13 protein-coding genes and 1 pseudogene are annotated in these 19,455 nt (G+C 51.6%); 9 read left to right on the top strand and 5 right to left on the bottom strand.

The annotated features are described in order from the left end of the window. The first annotated feature begins 167 nt into the window (after window positions 1-167). A complete protein-coding gene (infC, locus tag SH302x_RS20785) occupies window positions 168-674 on the top strand; it encodes a translation initiation factor IF-3 (RefSeq protein ID WP_479364568.1) in 507 nt (168 codons plus the stop codon). Between the two features lie 207 nt (window positions 675-881). On the opposite strand, the gene SH302x_RS20780 is transcribed toward infC, so the two are convergent. Together SH302x_RS20780 and SH302x_RS20775 are read right to left on the bottom strand one after the other, a co-directional pair. Continuing rightward, complete coding sequence (locus SH302x_RS20780) at window positions 882-2,504, bottom strand: RNA polymerase sigma factor (protein WP_479364567.1); 1,623 nt, start codon at window positions 2,502-2,504, stop codon at window positions 882-884. Between the two features lie 326 nt (window positions 2,505-2,830). Next, on the bottom strand, window positions 2,831-3,664 hold the full coding sequence (locus tag SH302x_RS20775) for a thiazole synthase (RefSeq protein WP_479364566.1): 834 nt from the start codon (window positions 3,662-3,664) through the stop codon (window positions 2,831-2,833). Here SH302x_RS20775 and SH302x_RS20770 point away from each other — a divergent pair. Together SH302x_RS20770 and SH302x_RS20765 are read left to right on the top strand one after the other, a co-directional pair. Next, a complete protein-coding gene (locus SH302x_RS20770; RefSeq protein WP_479364565.1) occupies window positions 3,652-4,668 on the top strand; it encodes an ATP-grasp domain-containing protein in 1,017 nt (338 codons plus the stop codon). The two genes, SH302x_RS20775 and SH302x_RS20770, sit on opposite strands and share 13 nt — an antisense overlap. A 179-nt stretch (window positions 4,669-4,847) precedes the next feature. Next, a complete protein-coding gene (locus tag SH302x_RS20765) occupies window positions 4,848-6,473 on the top strand; it encodes a hypothetical protein (protein WP_479364564.1) in 1,626 nt (541 codons plus the stop codon). On the opposite strand, the gene ileS is transcribed toward SH302x_RS20765, so the two are convergent. Further along, window positions 6,457-9,906, bottom strand: a complete 3,450-nt coding sequence (ileS, locus tag SH302x_RS20760; RefSeq protein ID WP_479364563.1) for an isoleucine--tRNA ligase — start codon at window positions 9,904-9,906, stop codon at window positions 6,457-6,459. The two genes, SH302x_RS20765 and ileS, sit on opposite strands and share 17 nt — an antisense overlap. Before the next feature lie 744 nt (window positions 9,907-10,650). Here ileS and SH302x_RS20755 point away from each other — a divergent pair. From SH302x_RS20755 to SH302x_RS20745, 3 genes and pseudogenes are all read left to right on the top strand, one after another. Next, window positions 10,651-10,896, top strand: a pseudogene (locus SH302x_RS20755) (tyrosine-type recombinase/integrase); the annotation flags it as partial. 353 nt (window positions 10,897-11,249) lie between these two features. Next, window positions 11,250-12,344: an RHS repeat domain-containing protein gene (locus SH302x_RS20750; RefSeq protein WP_479364561.1), complete on the top strand. Its 1,095-nt coding sequence runs from the start codon at window positions 11,250-11,252 to the stop codon at window positions 12,342-12,344. Window positions 12,345-12,422: 78 nt separating this feature from the next. After that, window positions 12,423-12,905, top strand: a complete 483-nt coding sequence (locus tag SH302x_RS20745) for a hypothetical protein (protein WP_479364559.1) — start codon at window positions 12,423-12,425, stop codon at window positions 12,903-12,905. Window positions 12,906-13,308: 403 nt separating this feature from the next. Here the strand turns inward: SH302x_RS20745 and SH302x_RS20740 are convergent, their stop codons facing one another. After that, window positions 13,309-14,799 carry an IS91 family transposase gene (locus tag SH302x_RS20740; protein ID WP_479369296.1) on the bottom strand — a complete coding sequence of 497 codons (1,491 nt, stop codon included), beginning with the start codon at window positions 14,797-14,799 and terminating at the stop codon, window positions 13,309-13,311. A gap of 800 nt (window positions 14,800-15,599) precedes the next feature. Then, window positions 15,600-15,818: a transposase zinc-binding domain-containing protein gene (locus SH302x_RS20735; RefSeq protein WP_479369295.1), complete on the bottom strand. Its 219-nt coding sequence runs from the start codon at window positions 15,816-15,818 to the stop codon at window positions 15,600-15,602. Between the two features lie 173 nt (window positions 15,819-15,991). On the opposite strand from SH302x_RS20735, the gene SH302x_RS20730 reads away from it, so the two are divergent. From SH302x_RS20730 to SH302x_RS20720, 3 genes are all read left to right on the top strand, one after another. Continuing rightward, on the top strand, window positions 15,992-16,216 hold the full coding sequence (locus tag SH302x_RS20730) for a hypothetical protein (protein WP_479364557.1): 225 nt from the start codon (window positions 15,992-15,994) through the stop codon (window positions 16,214-16,216). 32 nt (window positions 16,217-16,248) lie between these two features. Then, window positions 16,249-16,944: a tyrosine-type recombinase/integrase gene (locus SH302x_RS20725; protein ID WP_479364555.1), complete on the top strand. Its 696-nt coding sequence runs from the start codon at window positions 16,249-16,251 to the stop codon at window positions 16,942-16,944. A gap of 399 nt (window positions 16,945-17,343) precedes the next feature. After that, window positions 17,344-18,639 (top strand): RHS repeat domain-containing protein, encoded by a 1,296-nt coding sequence (locus SH302x_RS20720; protein WP_479364554.1) that lies wholly within the window; start codon window positions 17,344-17,346, stop codon window positions 18,637-18,639. Window positions 18,640-19,455: the final 816 nt, after the last annotated feature.

Below are 19,455 nucleotides of genomic sequence, written 5' to 3'. Positions count from 1 at the left end.
GTAACGTTAAGGTTGAGTTTTCGACTCCAGGCAGGCTTTAGGTTAACCAGACTGCCGCGGACGAAGGCTGCCTTAGAGTTTTTTTGGGGCCGCACAAAACTTTTTTTGTACGGCTTGGCCTGAGCGATTTACGCGGGTTTTAGTGCTTTCTTCAGTCAAACGAGGGTATGTCGAACGATAGAAATCAAACACGAATCAATCAACAGATTCGAATCTCTCCTGTGCGGGTTATTGGTCCTGACGGAGCTCAATTGGGGATCATCCCCACAGAACAAGCGTTGCAACAAGCGCGCGATGTTGGCTTGGACCTTGTCGAAGTTGCACCCGATGTCAAACCTCCCGTTTGCCGAATCATGGATTACGGCAAATTCAAGTATGAACGCAGCAAGAAAACCGGCGGTCATACCCACCAAACCAAAACGAAGGAAATTCGTCTGCGTCCCAAGACCGGTGACCACGACGTAGAGACGAAGATCCGCCAAGCGATCGGGTTTCTTAAACACAAAGATAAAGTGCAAGTGTCCGTTCTGTTCCGCGGTCGCGAAATGGCTCACATCGACGAAGGTCGCCGAGTCATGGAAAGCGTGATCGAAGAATTGAATGAGTATGGCAAGGTCGAACAACCGCCATCTCAACAAGGCAAACGCATGCTGTGCACCATCGCGCCGAAGTAGTGTGTTCGCACTTTGGTTCTTACGGTGCCCGGGCCGCCCACAGGTCAAACCGGGCCGTCGTCGTTTAACCGCGAGCCCAACGGGCCGCGTTTCTGCAACCGAAAACCCGGGGCGCTGCCCAACGTGGTTAAACAACCCCAGCGAATGATGGTTGCGGACGGCACTCGGAGAGTGCCTACTACCTTCGTATGCACCGGCGAGGGACACTCACTCGCGGAGCATCAGCAAGAAGCGTTGAATGCGTCGATGCACTTGTTCTTCCGCCAATACGATCAATTTTGTATCGAGTGCGTGATACTTTCTTCCGTCTTCCAATATTTCAGGTACGAGCAACTCTAACGTCTGAAGTGTTTCCGCGGTTGTTTCGACCGAATAGGAACGTAGAGTAGGTTGGGCTTCATCAATCGTCGTAATCACCAACCGATTCTCTTTAATGACATAGATAAGCTCCAGTGGATTCAGCAACTCATCCAGCACGCTACCCAGCCGAAGCCCACCGACCCCTTGCAAAGTAACAGGATCATCAGGTGACGAAATGCCGCTCTCCAGCGCGCGCTCGTCAAACAGCATCGGAATGCCTGAATGGTCGCTCAGCTCCGCCACCGCTGCTCGTAAGGGCACGTTACTAAAATCGGGCGATAGCTCTGTTGTGATCAGCAATGCTTCCACGCGACGCTCTTGAGCGAGTTCCAGTTGCATTTTATGTTCAAAGAGCTTGGACCTGGGCAGCCTTAGCACCTCCTCGCTGGAGAGATTGCCCGCGACAGGCTCGGCCGTTGTCGCAGTCGGCTCACCAAACGGATCGGAAGTATCTTTATCCGCATTTGCCGCAATCGTCGGCGCCTGTGAGAAAAACTCCAGTGGCACATCGGAGCGGACCTGATTGCTTGGTTCGGCAGCAGAGGTCTGGATCGCCAACGTTTGGACACCAGCTTCTCGTGCATTGGAACCATCGTTTTGCAGGGCCAAGAGCACACTGAAGCCACCACAAGCAAGGACTGTGGCTGCAACGAGGGTAAGCTTCAAAGCACTAAACTTGCTTGCATGGATCATGGATAACTCGCTTTCTACAATCTTTTGAATAGAAGAGGTACTGCGGGCGGAAGTGGTTGCCGCTGACGATTGAATTTCTGGCAAAAGCAAGACCACCATCCCTGGCTCGCTTCCCAAAGCTTTCACACTTGCTGCGGATGAAGCCAGCAGCGCCGTCACGCTTAGGCCGTGGCTGAGCAATCGATTGCGAAGCAAAGCTCGCGCACGCCGCAGCCGGCCATCGACGGCCGACAAACTCAACTCCATCCGTTCGCTGATTTCCTGTAAGGTATGGCCTAACATGTAACGCTCGACGATAACGGCTCGAAGTGATTCGGGCAGTCGTTGTAGTTCGCGGTCCAGTTGTTCTAGTTCCAGCGATGCGTATAAGCCTTCGTTGGTCTTTGCGGGTAGATGATGAACGTCAATTTTGTCGTTGGCCGCAGTTCGCCGTTGTTGCAAGGTCGCTGCTCTCATGCGACTGCTGACTCGATACGCAACGCCGTACAGCCAAGCGGGTAGCGAGTCCAATTTGCGAATTTTGTCCACGGATCGAACCAATACAAGAAAGGTCGCTTGAAAGCAATCTTCGGCATCTTCGCGGCAGACGCTTGCTCGCTTGACAACGCTTTGCACCAAGCCGCCATGGCGAACGATCAGCACTTCCAAGATTTGCGGTTGTGCTGAAGCATCGCGTTGGTACAAGGCCAGTAGTTCACCATCGCTCATCCGCTCATAAAGCGGCAGCGTAATCGGCGAGTTTTCGGCATTTGTCGACGGTTGGATCATAGCAATCATATTAGTGCGTCGTGGCGCGAAAATTCGGCGCAAGAAAGATGATTATATCGAAAATTGCCGAATCGATTGGCGTGTCAGTGTGTCGCCCTCCTGCGGTATGGGCGAGCGGCGCCGGCGTAGGCCGGTAACAAGGTCGCATTGGTTATTGCCGGAACTGCGCAAAGCAAATCCGCAACGAACCAAGGCAACTGCCAATGTTGACTACCTTCAGCGACCGATGTTCCGGCGCGAGGAGTGCTTTGCTTGTTCCGGCCTACATCGCTTACGCTTACGCCTATCGGCTAAACCGAAATCCGCAACGAACTAGAAGTTCGTTGTACGGCCAACTACCACGGCCGAGATGTAATCAAGCCTTCTTCAGGACTGGATGCCTGCGCATAAATTCGCTTGGGGATACGGCCGGATTTGTAAGCCAACCGGCCGGCCTCTAACGCGTACTTCATCGCGTAGGCCATCTGTACTGGATCGCGGGCATGCGCGATAGCCGTATTCAGCAAGATCCCGTCGACGCCCAACTCCATCGCAAACGCCACGTCGCTCGCGGTGCCAACACCAGCATCGACGATCACGGGATAAGCTGCATCACCGTCCTTTAAATACTCCAAGATGATGCGAATGTTGTTCGGATTCAAGACGCCCTGCCCCGATCCAATCGGCGAACCAGCGGGCATCACCGCCGCCGCTCCGGCAGCCTTCAGACGAACCGCCATGATCGGATCATCGCTGGTGTAGGCTAGGACTTCAAAGCCATCTTCCACCAACTGCTCACAAGCCTGCAGGGTTGCAATCGGATCTGGCAGCAACGTCTTGCTATCGCCAAGCACTTCCAGTTTGACCCAGTTGGCACCTGGGTTGCCTAACGCTTTCAAAATCTCGCGGCCCAAGCGGGCGACGCGCAAAGCGTCTTTCGCGTTGTAACAACCGGCCGTATTGGGCAACAGCGTGTAGACGTTCGGATCGAGAAAATCCAAAATGTTTTGTCCAGAGCGATCGTACAGTCGTTCTCGTCGCACAGCGACCGTCACGCACGTGGCCCCTGAAGCGACCAACGAGTCACGCATCAAATCCATGGTGTCGTATTTGCCGGTCCCCACTATCAGTCGGCTGGATAGCTCGTGAGATCCTATGCGAAGCGGGGTATCCAATAATGCGGTGGTCATCTTGCGTGGCTTGCTATAACGAAAAAGTGGGAGTAGAAACAGCCGCCGACCGCGACCATTCACTATATTATCCTACCGTTTCGACTTTTCTGTCCAACCTCCTGCCGAGATTTATCATTACATTTCGACTTGCCATTCTTGCTCAGCCCAACAGTTGGTATGCCAAAGACCTCCAGCGGGCTGCGGCTCGCGATGAAAAGATTCAAATTGCGTCTTACCGCGACTTATGCGTCGAAATGCAAACGGGTGTTCAGCCGCAACCTTCCTTGGTCGTCGACCAATCACGCATTAACGCTGCGGATTTAGACGCCGTGCTAGTCCGTTCGATGCCCCTGGGCTCGCTGGAACAAGTCATCTTCCGAGTCAACGCGTTGCATGCGATGGCAATGTCCGGATGCGTAGTGCTCAACAAACCCCGAACGCTTGAAATCGCAATCGACAAATGGCTAACTTTGGCAACTGTGGCTGCCCAAGGCATTGCCACCCCTCGTACCATCGTGTGTCAGAGCCGCGAACAAGCATTGGAAGCCTTTGAACAATTGCAAGGCGATGTGGTGGTCAAGCCGATCTTTGGAGGCGAAGGGCGCGGGATCATGCGCGTAAGTTGTCCGGATCTTGCATGGCGAGTTTTCGGAACATTGGAGATCAATCAATCGGTGATCTATCTACAGGAGTTCATTCCGCACAATGACTTTGACTTGCGCATCTTTGTGCTGGGCGATCAAGCGTTTGCGATGAAGCGCGTCAACCGCAACGACTGGCGCACTAATGTCGCTCGAGGCGGAAGTACGATGCCGTACCAGCCTAGTTCAGCGGAACTGGACATGGCGTTGAAAGCCTCCGCAGCGCTAGGTGGCGGCATGTTAGGCGTTGACCTTCTGCCCGCTCGCGACGGACGCTTGCTGTTGATTGAAGTCAACGCGGTCCCTGGCTGGAAAGCACTGGCACGCACACTGCAAATTGATTTCTCTCGATTGGTGCTCGACTATTTGCGCAAGGCCTAGGCTGCTGGGCAATTCCTGGTTGGCTGCAAAAAGTGCGTTCAGGCCACCAAACCGACGGAGCTCCCTTAGATATAATTCACTTTTCCGAACAGAAGCGATATCATAACCGTCTAAGACTCGGTGATTTGTCGACGGTTTTCACGTGCCTCCTGTCTATCGCGCAAAAGGTGCTCTCGATTATGAATATGGAATACCCAGTCGCTCCGGTTGTCGTCATCGATCCCTACAAATGCTACTTGCTCAGCGGATTGGATGTGGACACATCATTAACGATGATCGCTCAAGCTTCCGAAGATCCGGGTGACCAAGATGACTTGATTTTGTGTTGGGATCGATATCGCAGCCCCGTCGTTCCTGAATTCGCTGGCAGTCTGCCGTGGACCATTATCGATAAAGACCAAATACTGGGTGCCATCGAGCCCTATGATAACTGGGTCGTCATCGACATGGTGCAGAAACGGATCTTGACAGGGCCTGGATATAGTCCGATCGAGCGTGATGACATGTACTCTATGATGACTGATGAGAAGGGAGATCAACATTGGGCTGTCAGTATTCATTTGCCGCCGTGGTGGGAACTGCATTCGCAGACGCAGTGCGAACAGGTTCTGCAACCACGCGAAACACCGTTGGTTATCCCGCAAACGGATCGTGATTTCTTGTATGGTGAAGCGTTATTCCGTGATCTTGCGTCTCGAATTCTAACGGTCGCTGATTCGGAAGCATGGAAAGCATTCCGGATAAGTAGCGACCCCAAAAAACTTTATGAATTCACGGTAGCTGTCCATCGCGACTGGCTGATGACGCCACGCAACGATCTGGATGGTCGTCATCCAAGACAACTATTACACGGCGGTGTCAACTGGCAAGACAAAGTATGCGACGGTCAACGTTGGCGATACGACGATTGTCGTGAGATGATTGGATTACCAAGCGATTTTTCCAATTTTAAAACAGCTCCTTTCGGCAGAGAAGAACTATGTATGTATTATGATTTCTGCCGTGTGTTGATCGGAGCTGGCTGGTTGTGGTGCGAGAAGAATCTTGCTGATGAGCTCGTGGTGGACCACGCTGGGCGAGAGCAACAATTAGTCGATCACTTCGGCGAAACGAAAAGCTTGTGGTTGGATACTCCTTATGAAGGTGGTTCGCCTCCGCGGTTTATTATCGATTGCAGTCGTCGCCGCGTCATACGTGGAATGGGTGTGCCCGTTGCTGGTCTCGACGAAGTTGAACCGAACTCGCATGTGCTCGACTGCGACTGTCCCATTTGTATGATGATGTCGGAAGGTGCTTTTGGTACGGCTTTCACGGGTATTGATGGTCACCACTTGGAACTGGACAATGAGTTTGCATTTTCGTTGTACGAATCGCGTGCAGAATGGGAAGAACAACAACGCGAGTACCAAGAGATGTGCGATTCCTTCGAGCGAAAGAATGCAACCGGTGATAACGACGAAGTTGTCGAATGGTTAGAAGACGTCGATCAAGATCCATTCGGCCCGATCTGGTCAGGAATGATTTCGGACGAACCGATACCGGGCGATGCATCGGGCCATCTTGGGCTCGCTTTCCTGTTAGCTGAAGTCATCGGGATGCTGCAGTCGCTGGACGCGGATTCGGCAGATCTTCAGTTGTTGAATCTGTGCTTTGCCAACTATCGTCACCAGCAGCCCGATGCCAAATCGGCCGTCGAAGCACTCTGTGAATGCTTGGAAGAGCTCGCGAGGCGTCATCCGGAAGTCACCTCGCGAGTCGCGGACTTTCAAAGCCGTATTCATGAACAGCTCATGAGACCGGATTGATCTGCATCTGGATTGTGAATTCACCAAGTTCCGCTTCGTGAAGCTCCGTTCCTGCGTCAATCGTCGATGCAACGTCTAACCGAACCCCCAACGTCTCCGATAGAATCATCGCTTCAAAAGTCTTGAAGGCTTTGAGCAACGCATCTTCTGAAGTGACCATCTTAATAGCAATCCGATCAGTGAAGTTGCATCCCTGCTTCTTGCGTTGGTCCTGAATCAAACGAATCGTATCGCGAGCAAAACCTTCTTGGATCAGCTCCTCGGTCAATTCCGTTGCCAGCACAACGACGCATTGTTTTCCTTGTGCCGCTGCCCAGCCCTCTTTGGCCTTCAAGCGAACTTGCAGCTCGTTGGTATCAAGCTGTAACACTTTGCCTTCCAAGTCCAATTCGATATGGCCTTTGGACGTAAGCTGCTCCAGCAAGCTGGCTCCATCAACGTTGGCCAACGCGGCCTTCAGCTTCGGCAGCAGAGGCCCCACCTTGGGCCCCAGCGCACGGAAGTTCGGTAACACTTCGTACTCGATGTATGGACTCGAGCCACTGCCGTAGTGAATCTCTTTGACGTTCAATTCGTCGCGGACAATTTCATCGTGTTGCTTCAGCCATTGGGCATGTGTCGCATCGACCAATGTGACCTCTACGCGCGAAAGTGGCTGACGCACCTTCAACCGCGATTCCATGCGCGCTGATCTACCCAGCGAAGCGATCTCGCGTAGCAGTTTCATCTGCACCGACAACTCGCGATTGACTAGGCTGCTATTGGATTTCGGATAGTCGCACAAGTGCACGCTTTCACGAACCTGCGAACTAACGCTGGCGGTAAGGTGTCGCCACAACGCTTCTGCCAAAAATGGCGTGAATGGTGCGATCAGTTTGCTGATGGTTATTAAACACTCGTACAACGTCCAGTAGGCATCGATCTTGTCGACCGATTGAGTATCTTCAGCCCAGTAACGGTTTCGACTGCGCCGCACATACCAATTGCTCATCGCGTCGACCAGTTCGTTGAGCGCTTGGCAGGCTCCATAACTGTCGTAACGATCCATGCGAGCTCGCACATCTTCCACGCAACCATACAATTCGCTGGTCATCCAACGATCGAGTTCACCGCGTTGATTGATCGGACGATACTTTGATGACTGTGCAAGTTCTTCTGGCGTCAGTTGGTCGAGCTTTGCGGCGATATCCGCAGGGCCTGCGAACTTGTCGATTTCTGCGTAGATCGAGAAGAAGCTGAACACGTTCCAAAGTCGAAGCATGAATTCCGGGATACTATCGCGGATCGCCCGCTCGCTATACAGAATCGAATTCCATGGCGGTTGATTCGCATAGAAGTACCATCGCAGTGCGTCAGCACCAAACCGATCAAAGATTTCGTTTGGGCTGCGATAGTTCCTTAGCGATTTGCTCATCTTGCCCGTCTTGGCCACATAATTCTTGCCGCACGCAGCTTTCGCTTCGTCTTCGTTCAAGAACCGCTGCTTGCCATCTTTACTTTCATACCATTCAGCCAGCATCAGCCCCAGGACAATGCAATTGCGAAACGGATGTGGGTAAGCTTGGGAGCTGAGCTGCTCGTTCGATCGGCCAAACAACATCGTGCTGATTGCCAGTTGGCTGTAAAACCAGCCGCGCGTCTGGTCGATCGCTTCGCTGATAAAATCGGCCGGGAACTGCTGCTGAAACTGCTCTTGGTTTTGATGCGGGTAGCCCCACTGTGCAAAGGGCATGGCACCGCTGTCGTACCAGCAATCGATGACTTCCGTAACGCGCTGCATGCGGGCTTTTGGATCGAAGGGGGACTGATAAGTGACCGCATCAATATACGGCTTATGCACTTTTAAATCGTCGACCAACTCTGGGTTAGCTGCTTTTGCATTAGCCCAGACTTCGGTACCTTCGATATCAGGTTTAGCCAACAGTTCCTCGTAGCTACCGATCGCTTCCATTTTACCTGTTGATTGGCAGACCCAAATCGGCAACGGCGTGCCCCAATAACGTTCTCGCGACAGAGCCCAATCAACATTGCTCTCCAAAAAGTTACCGAAGCGACCATCGCGGATGTGCTCCGGTTGCCAAGCGATCTGTTGGTTGTTCTCCATCATCGCATCGCGGAATTGCGTGGTACGAATGAACCAGCTTTCCCGAGGGTACTGAATCAATGGATCTTCGCTAGCACGCCAGCAGAACGGATAATCGTGAACATACTGCGAATGCAAGAACAGAATGTTACTGTCTTTTAACTGGCGAATGATCGCTTTGTCGGCATCTTTGACCCACTGGCCTTGGTATTCCGGCACCACGTCGGTAAATCGCCCATCAGGGCCTACGGCACAGATCATTTTGGGTGCATCGGCCGGTTCGAAGAGCGATTGCTGATCGATCAATACGCCATAGTCCGCTTCACCAAATGCGGGAGCCATATGCACAGCCCCAGTTCCCGAGTCGATAGTCACAAAGTCGGCATGAACGATGCGCCAAGCTTTCTGCAGCGTTGTTCCGTCCAGTAATTTCCCCTGATCGCGACCGATCGAATCGTAGTAGTAACCAAACGGTGGACGATAAGTCTTCCCAACCAACTCGCTGCCCAGAACAACGCGTTGCACCGAAAGTTCGCGTTTCGATTTTTCCGCGATATCAGCGACCAGTGCCTCTGCGACAATCAGAGTCTCGCCGCTTTCGACGTCGGTACAAAAGGCGTACGGTAGATCGTTATGGACTGCTGCAAAATGATTGCTTGGCAACGTCCAAGGCGTCGTCGTCCAAACCAGTAGCGAGGTGTTGGACTCGCCGTCCATCGCAAACTTCACATAGACGCTCGGATCCGCTACCTCGCGATAACCTTGTCCTACTTCACCGCTGCTGAGGGCCGTTCCGCCTTGAGCCCACCACCATACGATCTTGTGTCCACGGTACAGCAAGCCTCGATCGAAGAGACTCTTGAGGGACCACCATACTGATTCGATATAGCTTTTGTGGTAGGTCACGTAGGCTTCGGACAGGTCGATCCAGAAGCCGATACGTTCCGTTAGACGTTCCCATTCCTGCATGTAGCGCCAAACGCTTTGTTGGCATTTCTGGATGAAGGGTTCGATCCCGAAGGCTTCGATTTCTTCTTTGCTGTGGATGCCCAGTTCCTTGCAGACCTCGACTTCGACCGGCAATCCGTGGGTGTCCCAGCCGGCGCGGCGAGTGCAATGGAAACCGCACATGGTGCGATAACGTGGGAAAAGATCCTTGATTGCCCGAGTCAAGCAGTGGCCGGGATGGGGCAATCCATTGGCCGTGGGTGGGCCTTCAAAGAAAACGAAGGGTTCACCGCCTGCACGTGCCTCAAGGGATTTGGCATAAATCTTTCGGTCTTTCCAAAACTGCAGAACTTCCTCTTCCTGTTTTGGGAAATTTACGTCCGTTCCAACCGCTTTAAACATGCTTTTCAGCTTTCCGAGGCACTTCGTTCGAATTGAAAGTCGCTTATTTTGACGGCGAGGTTCACTTCGACAAGCCCAAGCGGAAATATGGAGCCTGACCTACCGGGAGTCGCCACGTGGCTGGGATTCGATTTGTTGGCCGATGGAAATGGCAATCCGCTCGGCTTGTGAGAAATCAGCCAAAAATTTCGGGGGCAAGGTTCGACTTGGGTTCGTTCAGCGTTACCTTAAAACTCTCGACTTCAGCGTTTAGAAACAGAGCCTGTTTCTCGGTTTTTGGCTTTGAACTGCGAAGGCAGCGGCATTCAATAGCCTTGGGTACAAACCCAAAGTACCGATGCCCAACGATCCGTTGAGCTGCGAAGCAGTGCCATTTGTTGTGTGAAGGTGAGCCCTGAGCGACCGTTGGGCTTGCCCCAACGCGTCGTAATAGGATTGGTGTGCTAAGTTCGCTGGGCACACTGTCTAGAACTCCAATGCGGTGTCCGACGGGGCAAGCCCCAATCGGACTTGCGCGCGCGTCAGGATTACCTCAGCGCACCAATCCCATGGCGAAGACTGGGCGCAAGGCCCAGCTTCGATTTGGCAATGACGCTGCTTCGCAGTTCTGGGGTTGCCCCTGTCGCATTGGTTGCAGTGGGCTTGTTTGAAGGGTCACTTGCCATTCAATCCAGCAGTAAGCTTGGAACTGCCAAAGAGTGAAGTTCGCTTACCCATGAACTACTTAACGGAGCCCGAGGTCGAACTGTTGATCAATCAGCGATTCACAAGAGCGGCGCGTGCCATGTGATTCGTCACACGACGGCAACGTTGATGCTTGAGAACGGCGCTGACTTAAGAAGTTTACAGACGTTGCTGGGCCATGCGAATTTGAACACGACTCAGATCTACACGCACGTGACCATCGATCGCTTGCGTAAAGTGCACGACGCAACGCATCCGGCTAAACCAGATGTCGAAGGCACCTCAGCAACTCCACCCGCTGAGTAGCTCAGCAACTCCGTTCGCTGAGTAATATGTAGCCCAGCGACTCCGCCTTCTTCGTTTACCCGTCAGCCGCCAGGCGTACGCGTTCTTCTTCACCCTCTCGCTTGCGGGAGGGGCGGCCGCGAGTTCCACGAGCGACCGGGGAGGGCGAGCCGCCTACGCGTCCACTTGCCAATTGATTCACTCAGTACCATTCGCGGCGCTTGGGTCTTCAAGCCGAAGGCTTGTCACAATTGCTGCCGTGGCCGATTCGGCCACGGTTTGCATGCGCACCTCCCTCAGACAACCTCAAAATTCTGCCAATTATCCAGCCCATCTCGCACCACCACCCGGCGGCCAGCTCTATAATGGCAATCATGCAGTCTCAAGCCTCATCACTTCCGGTTAATCCCATATCGCGTCGAGCAATCTCAATTAGCGACTCGGCTGCGCTGTGTGCTCAAGGTGCAACCTATTTGAACGACACTGTTTCATTCAATGGTTCTTTTTCTTTCCAGGCAAAGTCATCTGACGCGTCAGTCTCAAATAGCAAGTCATCACAACACGAGTCCGCAGCCGCCAACTTCACTTGCACAGCCTCATCGCTGATCAGCTTCAGTGATTGGCCTTCAGAAGTTGCACTAGCGCAGCATCGCAACCAACAGTATTCGATCTACGCTATGACCAATTCCAGCGGCAGTGTCATAGAGCGCTACGCTTATACCGCTTACGGCCAGCCAACGGTACTCAACGCATCTGCCTCAGTCATAGCTACCAGCGCTCATGATAACCGCTACACTTACACCGCTCGCGAGTGGGATCATACCGTCGGCTTGCACTACTTTAGAGCAAGATGGATGAGCGGACATAGCGGAAGATTCACTGGAAGGGATCCGGTTGAGTATCGCGGCGAATACAATCTTTATCAGTATTGCAGGTCACGACCATCCTTCTACCTTGACCCTGATGGCAGAGTGCCCATTGTACTTATTCCCATACTGGGCGGCGCAGCAGTGCTGACTGAAGCTGAGTTAATCGCGGCAGGTTTTGGACTCGGACTATTTGCATGTTTTCAGGATGATGAATGTAGAATCGCAGTTGGAATGAGGATACGCGAATTAGTCGATGCGATGGACGATGCTGCCAGGGCGGCTTTATACGTAGCCTGTCAAGCTGGATACAAAGCATACAAACTTGCAGAATTACCATGCCGCAGTTGCCAACCAATTGGTCCAGCAAAAAAAAGCTGTTTTGAACAGCTCGGAAGATGCTTCAAGGCATCGGTGAACGCGGCATGTTGGAGCAATGTGGCTAATTTGCGGCTAGCGTACATCGTCTCAGGCTGCGATGTTGTATACCCACCTAGTGGAAATCATGTTGGACATGCTTTGCGCCAATATTTGAATTATAGAAATTGCTTAACTGCAATTCAAAACAATTGCAACTCAGCAGACTTTCTACCTCGATTTTAAACCGAGGGATTGTGCATTTTCGTACTTCGCTATACATAGGTGTGCTACCAGATGGAGCAGTCGCAAGTCCTTGACAAAATGATGCGAATTATCGCAGTTGATGACGTTATTGACCTCAGGACCGCACTGTCAATACTGATCAAGAACTCGAAGTATTTCAGCCATGCAACTTATGAGATGGAGATGAGCGAATCTGAAATCGATAGTGTTATCGATGGATTAATCAACTTCGTTGATGGCAGAACAACGGCAATAATTCAATTTGCGATCGAAAGGATGCTTACTACAGACACAATATCTGCTTACGATTTTATGGCATTGTTTTCTGATGATTTTCTATGGGAATCTCTGAACTTCACGTCCAAACAATGCCCTACTGCGTTGTGCTGTCTGCTATCGGCAATCATTTTACGAGCAAAATATTGCGAGTTTAACGAGGCGATATTTCCGGTCGAATTTTTGCTTGAATTAATAAATCGTATTGGCCAAATTCTAGAAAGAGAAAGATTTCTTGAATTTCTTGGATTATTACAAGAATTATTCGAAAAAAACTTCACTTAAACGGATAGGTTATGAGTGTAGCCGTTCACCAAGTAAGAGATAGCAACGATTGATTAAAACGGCTGCAAGCTGTAGCTGGTCCTTCTCCCCAGCTTTGCAGTTATTCAATGTTTTTCTCTACAGAATTACCAGCTACTAATCTAATTCGCAGTAGCTGTTTGCAGGGCTCAAGAACGAGCTAGAACGCAGCTCAATGGCCACAGTTTGTGTTGATGATTGTTCATTAAATGCGGATTTCTCAGGACAATACAGATCTTCGAATTGCTCAGCCACTAAAGGCAAGTTGTACTCGTAATTCGAAACATGAATCTTGTTGACGAAGCGGGCTATGATTTGTACGCTCCCTCTCGGCTCGCAAGACTCGCCACTCTCCCGGCCGGGAGAGTTAAGCAACTCTTTCAACTTAAATCTCCGGTAATGGTAGTTGAGTATCTGATTGATTGATGCAGCTCATGCGGCTGCAAGCAGTAATGACGCGAACATCATCTGTTAATAACTTCACATCGAACGCTGAATAAATATTGGCTTCGGATCGAAGCAGCCGAGCATCTTCGAAACTCAGTTGCTTGAACTTTATGTTCTTGCGTGCCTTGGTGCAGACCTCTCGCACGCGATCGTCCAGCGATGTCCAGATAACAGCGAAGTAGCTGATCAAGTAATACACTGTTCCCATATCACCACGCGTATGCCAGGGACTGCGATACTCTTGGAAGCTCATGCCCTCCGCTCCGCATTGTTGGCATCGCGGCGCATGGTCATCGACTTCTACATTGGCAGTTGGCGATTGGTTCTCTTCGATGAGCTTGCTTGCATCCTCAATGCTCGATTGCAGTAGTGACTTATGTCGAACTATATTCACATCGTCCGTATTATCATCTGAACGCGGATGGTTAAATGCGTTCAGCGCGGCACGTGTCTGCTGGATGTTTGCTTTGCGGTTTTGAGCTTGGAATAAGCCTGCATAACGGATGCGATAAACGCTTCTAGGAACGATATGCCACAGATAGCGTCGCACGAACTCGCCGCCAGGCATCGATTCCTTCTCGTACTGCTCCTTACGATAATTCCACAAGCGGATCGTAACACTTTGTCCGTCATCGCTGACGATCCGCTGGTCACTGATGGCCGTGCCTTGTACATACTCCGACAAGTAGACCGCGCATTGTCGTTTAGTTGCCAGTACATCGGGAGTGAGCTGAGCATCTGCGACCCAGCTCCTGGCTGCGATCGGTGTTAACCATTCTGCCAACGACTGAGCGTCTGGAACTTCTAATTGCTCTGCAGTGGATTTCAGAAATAACTTGCCACGTCGAAAGAGACTCTTGAGCCCTCGGATGAACTTCTTTCGAAAGGCTTCCGCCAGACGCTTGGGCTGGATCGCCGGCGCATCGGAAGGGATCTCCGTCCACTGTTGGCTCTCCAGATCGATACCACCAGCGGTCATCATGACGTGGATGTGAACATGCGGCAGCATCCTTTGCCCCCACGTGTGCAGGGTCATCAAGATCCCAGGACGGCAACCAAAAGCTTCTTGGCAGGTTTCTAGAAGCGTCTTTTGCGCACACTGGAAGAACAGCTTATAGCTCTCAGCCGCATTGTCACCGAATAGCTCGGTCAGTTCATGCGGCGCGGTAAAGACGACGTGATAGTACTTCGTATCTAGCTCCCAGGACTGGATCGTATCGAGCCATTTCTTCCGCTTGAGCCAGCCGCAGTTGGGGCAATGACGATTGGAGCATGGCGAATACAGAATGCGTTTGGAATCACACTGGCCGCAGCGGAACCAACTGGAGCCATACGCTCCGGAGCGGCATTCGAGGATCTTGTCCAGCGCATGCCGCGCGTATCTTGGAATCGAGTCATCGTACAAGTACGCTTTGCCATAGTGACGCAGAGCTGCAAGTACATTCTCGCTGGGTTCCCCTGGTAAACGATGATTCAGCGAGCAGGAGATCCGGAACTCGTGCGTTGGGAACCAAGTGCTCGAGGTCTGGGCAAGAGAATGGGGGCAGGAGAATGGTCATGGAATCTATTCTACTGCCCTGATTCTGCTGCCCTAAGAAATTCGGTCTCTCTTAGCGCAACAATCTCATGGCGAAGACTGAGCGCATCGCCCCGCTTCGCGTCGATGCATGCACCGCAGCGCGATCCAAATCCCACTGGCTTGTCCAGTGGTTGGTTGGGTTTCTCGCTACAGCAATGAGTCCGCCATAACGGGAATCCCACCGGCTCGTCCAGTGGATCGTTCGGCTTCTTGCTTTGCAGTAACGACTTTAGCAAGAAACGGAACGATCTCCTGGGCAAGCCAGGAGCATTAGTGGTAGAGGGGTCGTTTGTTCGTAGGGATGTAGCGAGAAACGTAACAATCTCCCGGACAAGCCGGGAGCATTAGAAAGACAGAAGACCAAGGCACAACGTTCGGAGATCGCGAGCTCTGAGCGACCGTTGGGCTTGCCCCAACGCGTCGCAACAGGATTGGTGTGCTAAGCCACGTGCCAACCCCCACCCCTTTTCCGGTTGGCCGCTCAGCGGCCAACCAAAAATGATCGGTAAGTGTGAGGCGTTTGCTCTTAGCGCACCAATCCTATTGCGAAGACTGGGCACAAGGCCCAGCTTCGCTTTCCCAATGCCGCTGCTTCGCAGCTCAAAAGCCTATCGGCCACGCTACCTGGGGTTCCGCTTCGTTCCTCAGCTTCACCCCAGGCTAGAAAATGCCGCTGCTTCGCAGCTCTGATAGGTGCCTAATGCATTTGCATTCCCCCCTCCGAATAGCTCAGTCAGTTCGTGTGGCGCGGTAAAGACGACGTGATAGTACTTGGTATCCAATTCCCAAGACTGGATCGTATCGAGCCATTTCTTACGCTTAAGCCTACCGCAGTTGGGGCGATGACGGTTGGAGCATGGCGAATACAGAATGCGTATGTCTTTGCCAACAGTGGTTGGCGGTGCGAAAAAAGTCGAATGAACGGGAGCTCAGATGCTAGGAATACACCGCAAGAGTTGGGAGTTTCGCCAGAGTTGCCTTCAAACAGTTGTTCATTCATCCTCTCGCGGTTCTCTTTTCTCTCGCCGTGAAAAAAAGGCGAATGATCTGGCAGTACTTGAAGGATATTTTGCATCGCGTACTAGCAGGCGAGACTCAATACGAAAAGCTTTTGCCGGACGTATGGAAGCAGGAGCATCCCGAAGCGATTCGCCAGTACCGGGCAAAGGAAAGCCGCTTTAAATCGGACCGGAAGCAGATAACGCGAGCCCGCAGGATCATCTCCGCCAAACTCAAGCGCCAGCAAACCCAAGGCCAACCCAACTAACCCCAACAACTGGTTGTGGTGGACGCTTACACTTGCCATTCAATCCAGCGGTAAGCTTGGAACTGCCCAAGAGTGAAGTTCGCTTGCCCATGAATTACTTAACGGAGCCCGAGGTCGAACTGTTAATCAATCAGCCTGATGTGAAAGATGAGCTTGGCATCCGTGACCGAGCTTTGCTAGAGATCTTTTACTCTAGTGCGATTCGTCGCCAGGAGCTACTATCGCTTGGGGTTTATGACATTGATCGCAGTCGTCGGTTGTTGATGATCCGCTTGGGCAAGGGGCGTAAGGATCGCGTGGTACCGATTGGTGTGCGAGCCTTGCAGTGGCTTGAAAAGTATTTGGCCGATGTGCGTCCTTGGTTGCTGGCCGGTCATGGTCGCAAGCGATTGGGGCCAGCGGCATTGCCAACAGATCGAATCTTCTTGAGCAACACGGGCAAGCCGCTGCTGCCCGGTCAAGCTTCGAAGATGGTGCGAGACTATTTGGATCAGGCGGGGATTCACAAGAGCGGCGCGTGCCACGTGATACGTCACACGACCGCAACGTTGATGCTTGAGAACGGCGCGGACTTAAGAAGTTTACAAACGTTGCTGGGCCATGCGAATTTGAATACGACTCAGATCTACACGCACGTGACCATCGATCGTTTGCGTAAAGTGCACGACGCCACGCATCCGGCCAAGCCTGATATCGAAGGCAAATCAGCAACTCCGCCCGCTGAGTAGCTCAGCGACTTTGTTCGCTGAGTAGCAGTAGCTCAGCGACTCCGTTCGCTGAGTAGTATGTAGCTCAGCGACTCCGTTCGCTGAGTAGCAGTAGCTCAGCGACTCCGCCTTCTTCGTTTAACCGTCAGCCGCCAGGCGTACGCGTTCTTCTTCACCCTCTCGCTTGCGGGAGGGTCGGCCGCGAGTTCCACGAGCGATCGGGGAGGGCGAGCCGCCTACGCGTCCACTTGCCAATTGACCTTGAGGCACCTGCCTCTTCAAGCCAACGGCTTGTCACAATTGCTGCCGTGGCCGATTCGGCCACGGTTTGCATGCGCACCAAAAATCCACCTCAAAATTCTGCCAAATATCCCGCCCATCTCGCACCACCGCTCAACTGTCAGCTCTATAATGGCAGACATGCAGTCTCAAGCCACACTACTTCCGGTTAATCCCACATCGCATCGAGCAACCTCGACTATCGATTCGGCTTTGGCATGCAACCAGGATCATGCCACTTATTTGAACGCCACTGTTTCATTCAATGGTTCTTTTTCTTTCCAGGCAAAGTCATCTGACGCGTCAATCTCAAATAGCAAGTCATCACAACACGAGTCCGCAGTCGCCAACTTCACTTGCACATCCTCATCGCTGATCAGCACCAGTGATTGGCCTTCAGAAGTTGCACTAGCGCAGCATCGCAACCAGCAGTACTCGATCTACGCTATGACTAACTCCAGCGGCGGCGTGGTAGAGCGCTACGCCTATACCGCTTACGGTCAGCCAACAGTGCTCAACGCATCTGCCTCAGTCATAGCTACAAGTGCTTATGGCAATAGGTACACTTATACCGCTCGCGAATGGGATCATACCGTCGGCTTGCATTACTTCCGAGCAAGGTGGGTAAGTGGGCATAGCGGAAGATTTCTGTCAAGAGATATAGTTGGTTATAGTGATGGTCTAAATTTGTATTCATTCACTGGGGGGCAAGTTCTAGTCGGGCTTGACCCAGATGGGGAGAAATGTGTAGTTTGCAGGTGGTATCGCCATACAGAAGGAGATGTAGTGCCCGAACTCGATCTAGTGTTTTTGAGTGCCACTCCATATACTAACTTAGCAACTGGACAACGAGATCAAAGAAATAAGGCTATATCGAGCTTTAAGATTCAATACCAAGAAGACTTTAGAAAGACTGGTTTATACCAGGCTAGCTCAAAAAATAGTAATCACATAGACAATGGCTGGCTCTTTTATCTTTCTGCTGACGTTTGCGAGACTAAGCCAGGGGACTGCATAGTAGATTTTGAAGAAAGGGAATTGTGGCAAGCAGTTTCCGAAGGTAGGGACAGGCCGTACAATCTGATTGAGCCTGGCAATGGTACGACGAAAACAGGTTTTAAACCTGGCCCATATACGAATCCATCAATAAATGATTTAGACCCAGAGTACAGCGGCACCTCATGTAATCGTCGAATTGTGCTCGGAGATTTTACAGCAAATATGTCTGTCAAGCCGAATAGATTTACTGCGATGGGGGCGTTGCAGGAAATTCGAATATATGACAAAGAAGGAAATAGCAGCTCGATGCGTCATCGATTTGGCTGGTTTACGGATCGTTCAAGTCCTCACGGCATCGATCCCTTTGTGTCCAGGGGATCTTCTGATTCTCCTAGCCACGACAATGTAGCTGGCTGTTGCATGGGGTTAGCAAAATGAGGTATCTTGCCTTTGCATTGGTAATGATTATGCTTCTTCTATTTGGATTTCTTTCCATTTCAAGAAACAATGCTTCGTTGCCATTTCCACCTGCCTCAAGAGTTGATTTAGAAATGATTTTGGAGCCAGTACCAAGCGGTCATCCTCTGAGAGTGGAAATTGATAGACTAAAATACGAACGCTCTTTGAAGCATTAGCAGGAAAGGAGTCAGTTGCCGTTCACCAAGTAAGAGATAGCAACGAGTGAGTGAAACGGCTGCGAGCTGTGGACGGTCCTTCTCCCCAGCTTTGCATTTATTCAATGTTTTTCTCTACAGAATTACCAGCTACTAATCTAATTTGCAGTAGCTGATTGCAGGGCTCAAGAACGAGCTAGAACGCAGCTCAATGGCAACAGTTTGTGTTGATAATTGTTCATTAAATGCGGATTTCTCAGGACAATACAGATCTTCGAATTGCTCAGCCACTAAAGGCAAGTTGCTCTCGTAATTCGAAACATGAATCTTGTTGGCGAAGCGGGCTATGATTCGAACGCACCCTCTCGGCTCGCAAGACTCGCCACTCTCCCGGCCGGGTGAGTTAAGCAACTCTTTCAACCTAAATCTCCGGTAATGGTAGTTGAGTATCTGATTGCTCGATGCAGTTCATGCGGCTGCAAGCGGTAATGACTCGAGCATCATCCGTCAATAGCTGTTACGGGCCGAATTGCGGTCGCATTTTTGGCCGAATTGAGACGGTAGAGATTTGAGGCTGTTTCTGTGGCGTTTGGCCGAATTGTCATGAAGTTTGGAGAAGAGTGACACTCGCTCTACTGTG

Source organism: Njordella calcicola (assembly GCF_056494125.1).
The sequence above is the reverse complement of the archived record's forward strand: the minus strand, read 5'-3'. Positions and strand labels throughout refer to the sequence as shown.

Excerpts from the sequence above, each read along its gene's own strand:
- infC (WP_479364568.1), top strand. The coding sequence starts at position 168 with ATGTCGAACGATAGAAATCAAACACGAATCAATCAACAGATTCGAATC.
- SH302x_RS20780 (WP_479364567.1), bottom strand. The coding sequence starts at position 2,504 with ATGATTGCTATGATCCAACCGTCGACAAATGCCGAAAACTCGCCGATT.
- SH302x_RS20770 (WP_479364565.1), top strand. The coding sequence starts at position 3,652 with ATGCGGTGGTCATCTTGCGTGGCTTGCTATAACGAAAAAGTGGGAGTA.
- SH302x_RS20775 (WP_479364566.1), bottom strand. The coding sequence starts at position 3,664 with ATGACCACCGCATTATTGGATACCCCGCTTCGCATAGGATCTCACGAG.
- SH302x_RS20765 (WP_479364564.1), top strand. The coding sequence starts at position 4,848 with ATGAATATGGAATACCCAGTCGCTCCGGTTGTCGTCATCGATCCCTAC.
- ileS (WP_479364563.1), bottom strand. The coding sequence starts at position 9,906 with ATGTTTAAAGCGGTTGGAACGGACGTAAATTTCCCAAAACAGGAAGAG.
- SH302x_RS20750 (WP_479364561.1), top strand. The coding sequence starts at position 11,250 with ATGCAGTCTCAAGCCTCATCACTTCCGGTTAATCCCATATCGCGTCGA.
- SH302x_RS20745 (WP_479364559.1), top strand. The coding sequence starts at position 12,423 with ATGATGCGAATTATCGCAGTTGATGACGTTATTGACCTCAGGACCGCA.
- SH302x_RS20730 (WP_479364557.1), top strand. The coding sequence starts at position 15,992 with ATGATCTGGCAGTACTTGAAGGATATTTTGCATCGCGTACTAGCAGGC.
- SH302x_RS20720 (WP_479364554.1), top strand. The coding sequence starts at position 17,344 with ATGCAGTCTCAAGCCACACTACTTCCGGTTAATCCCACATCGCATCGA.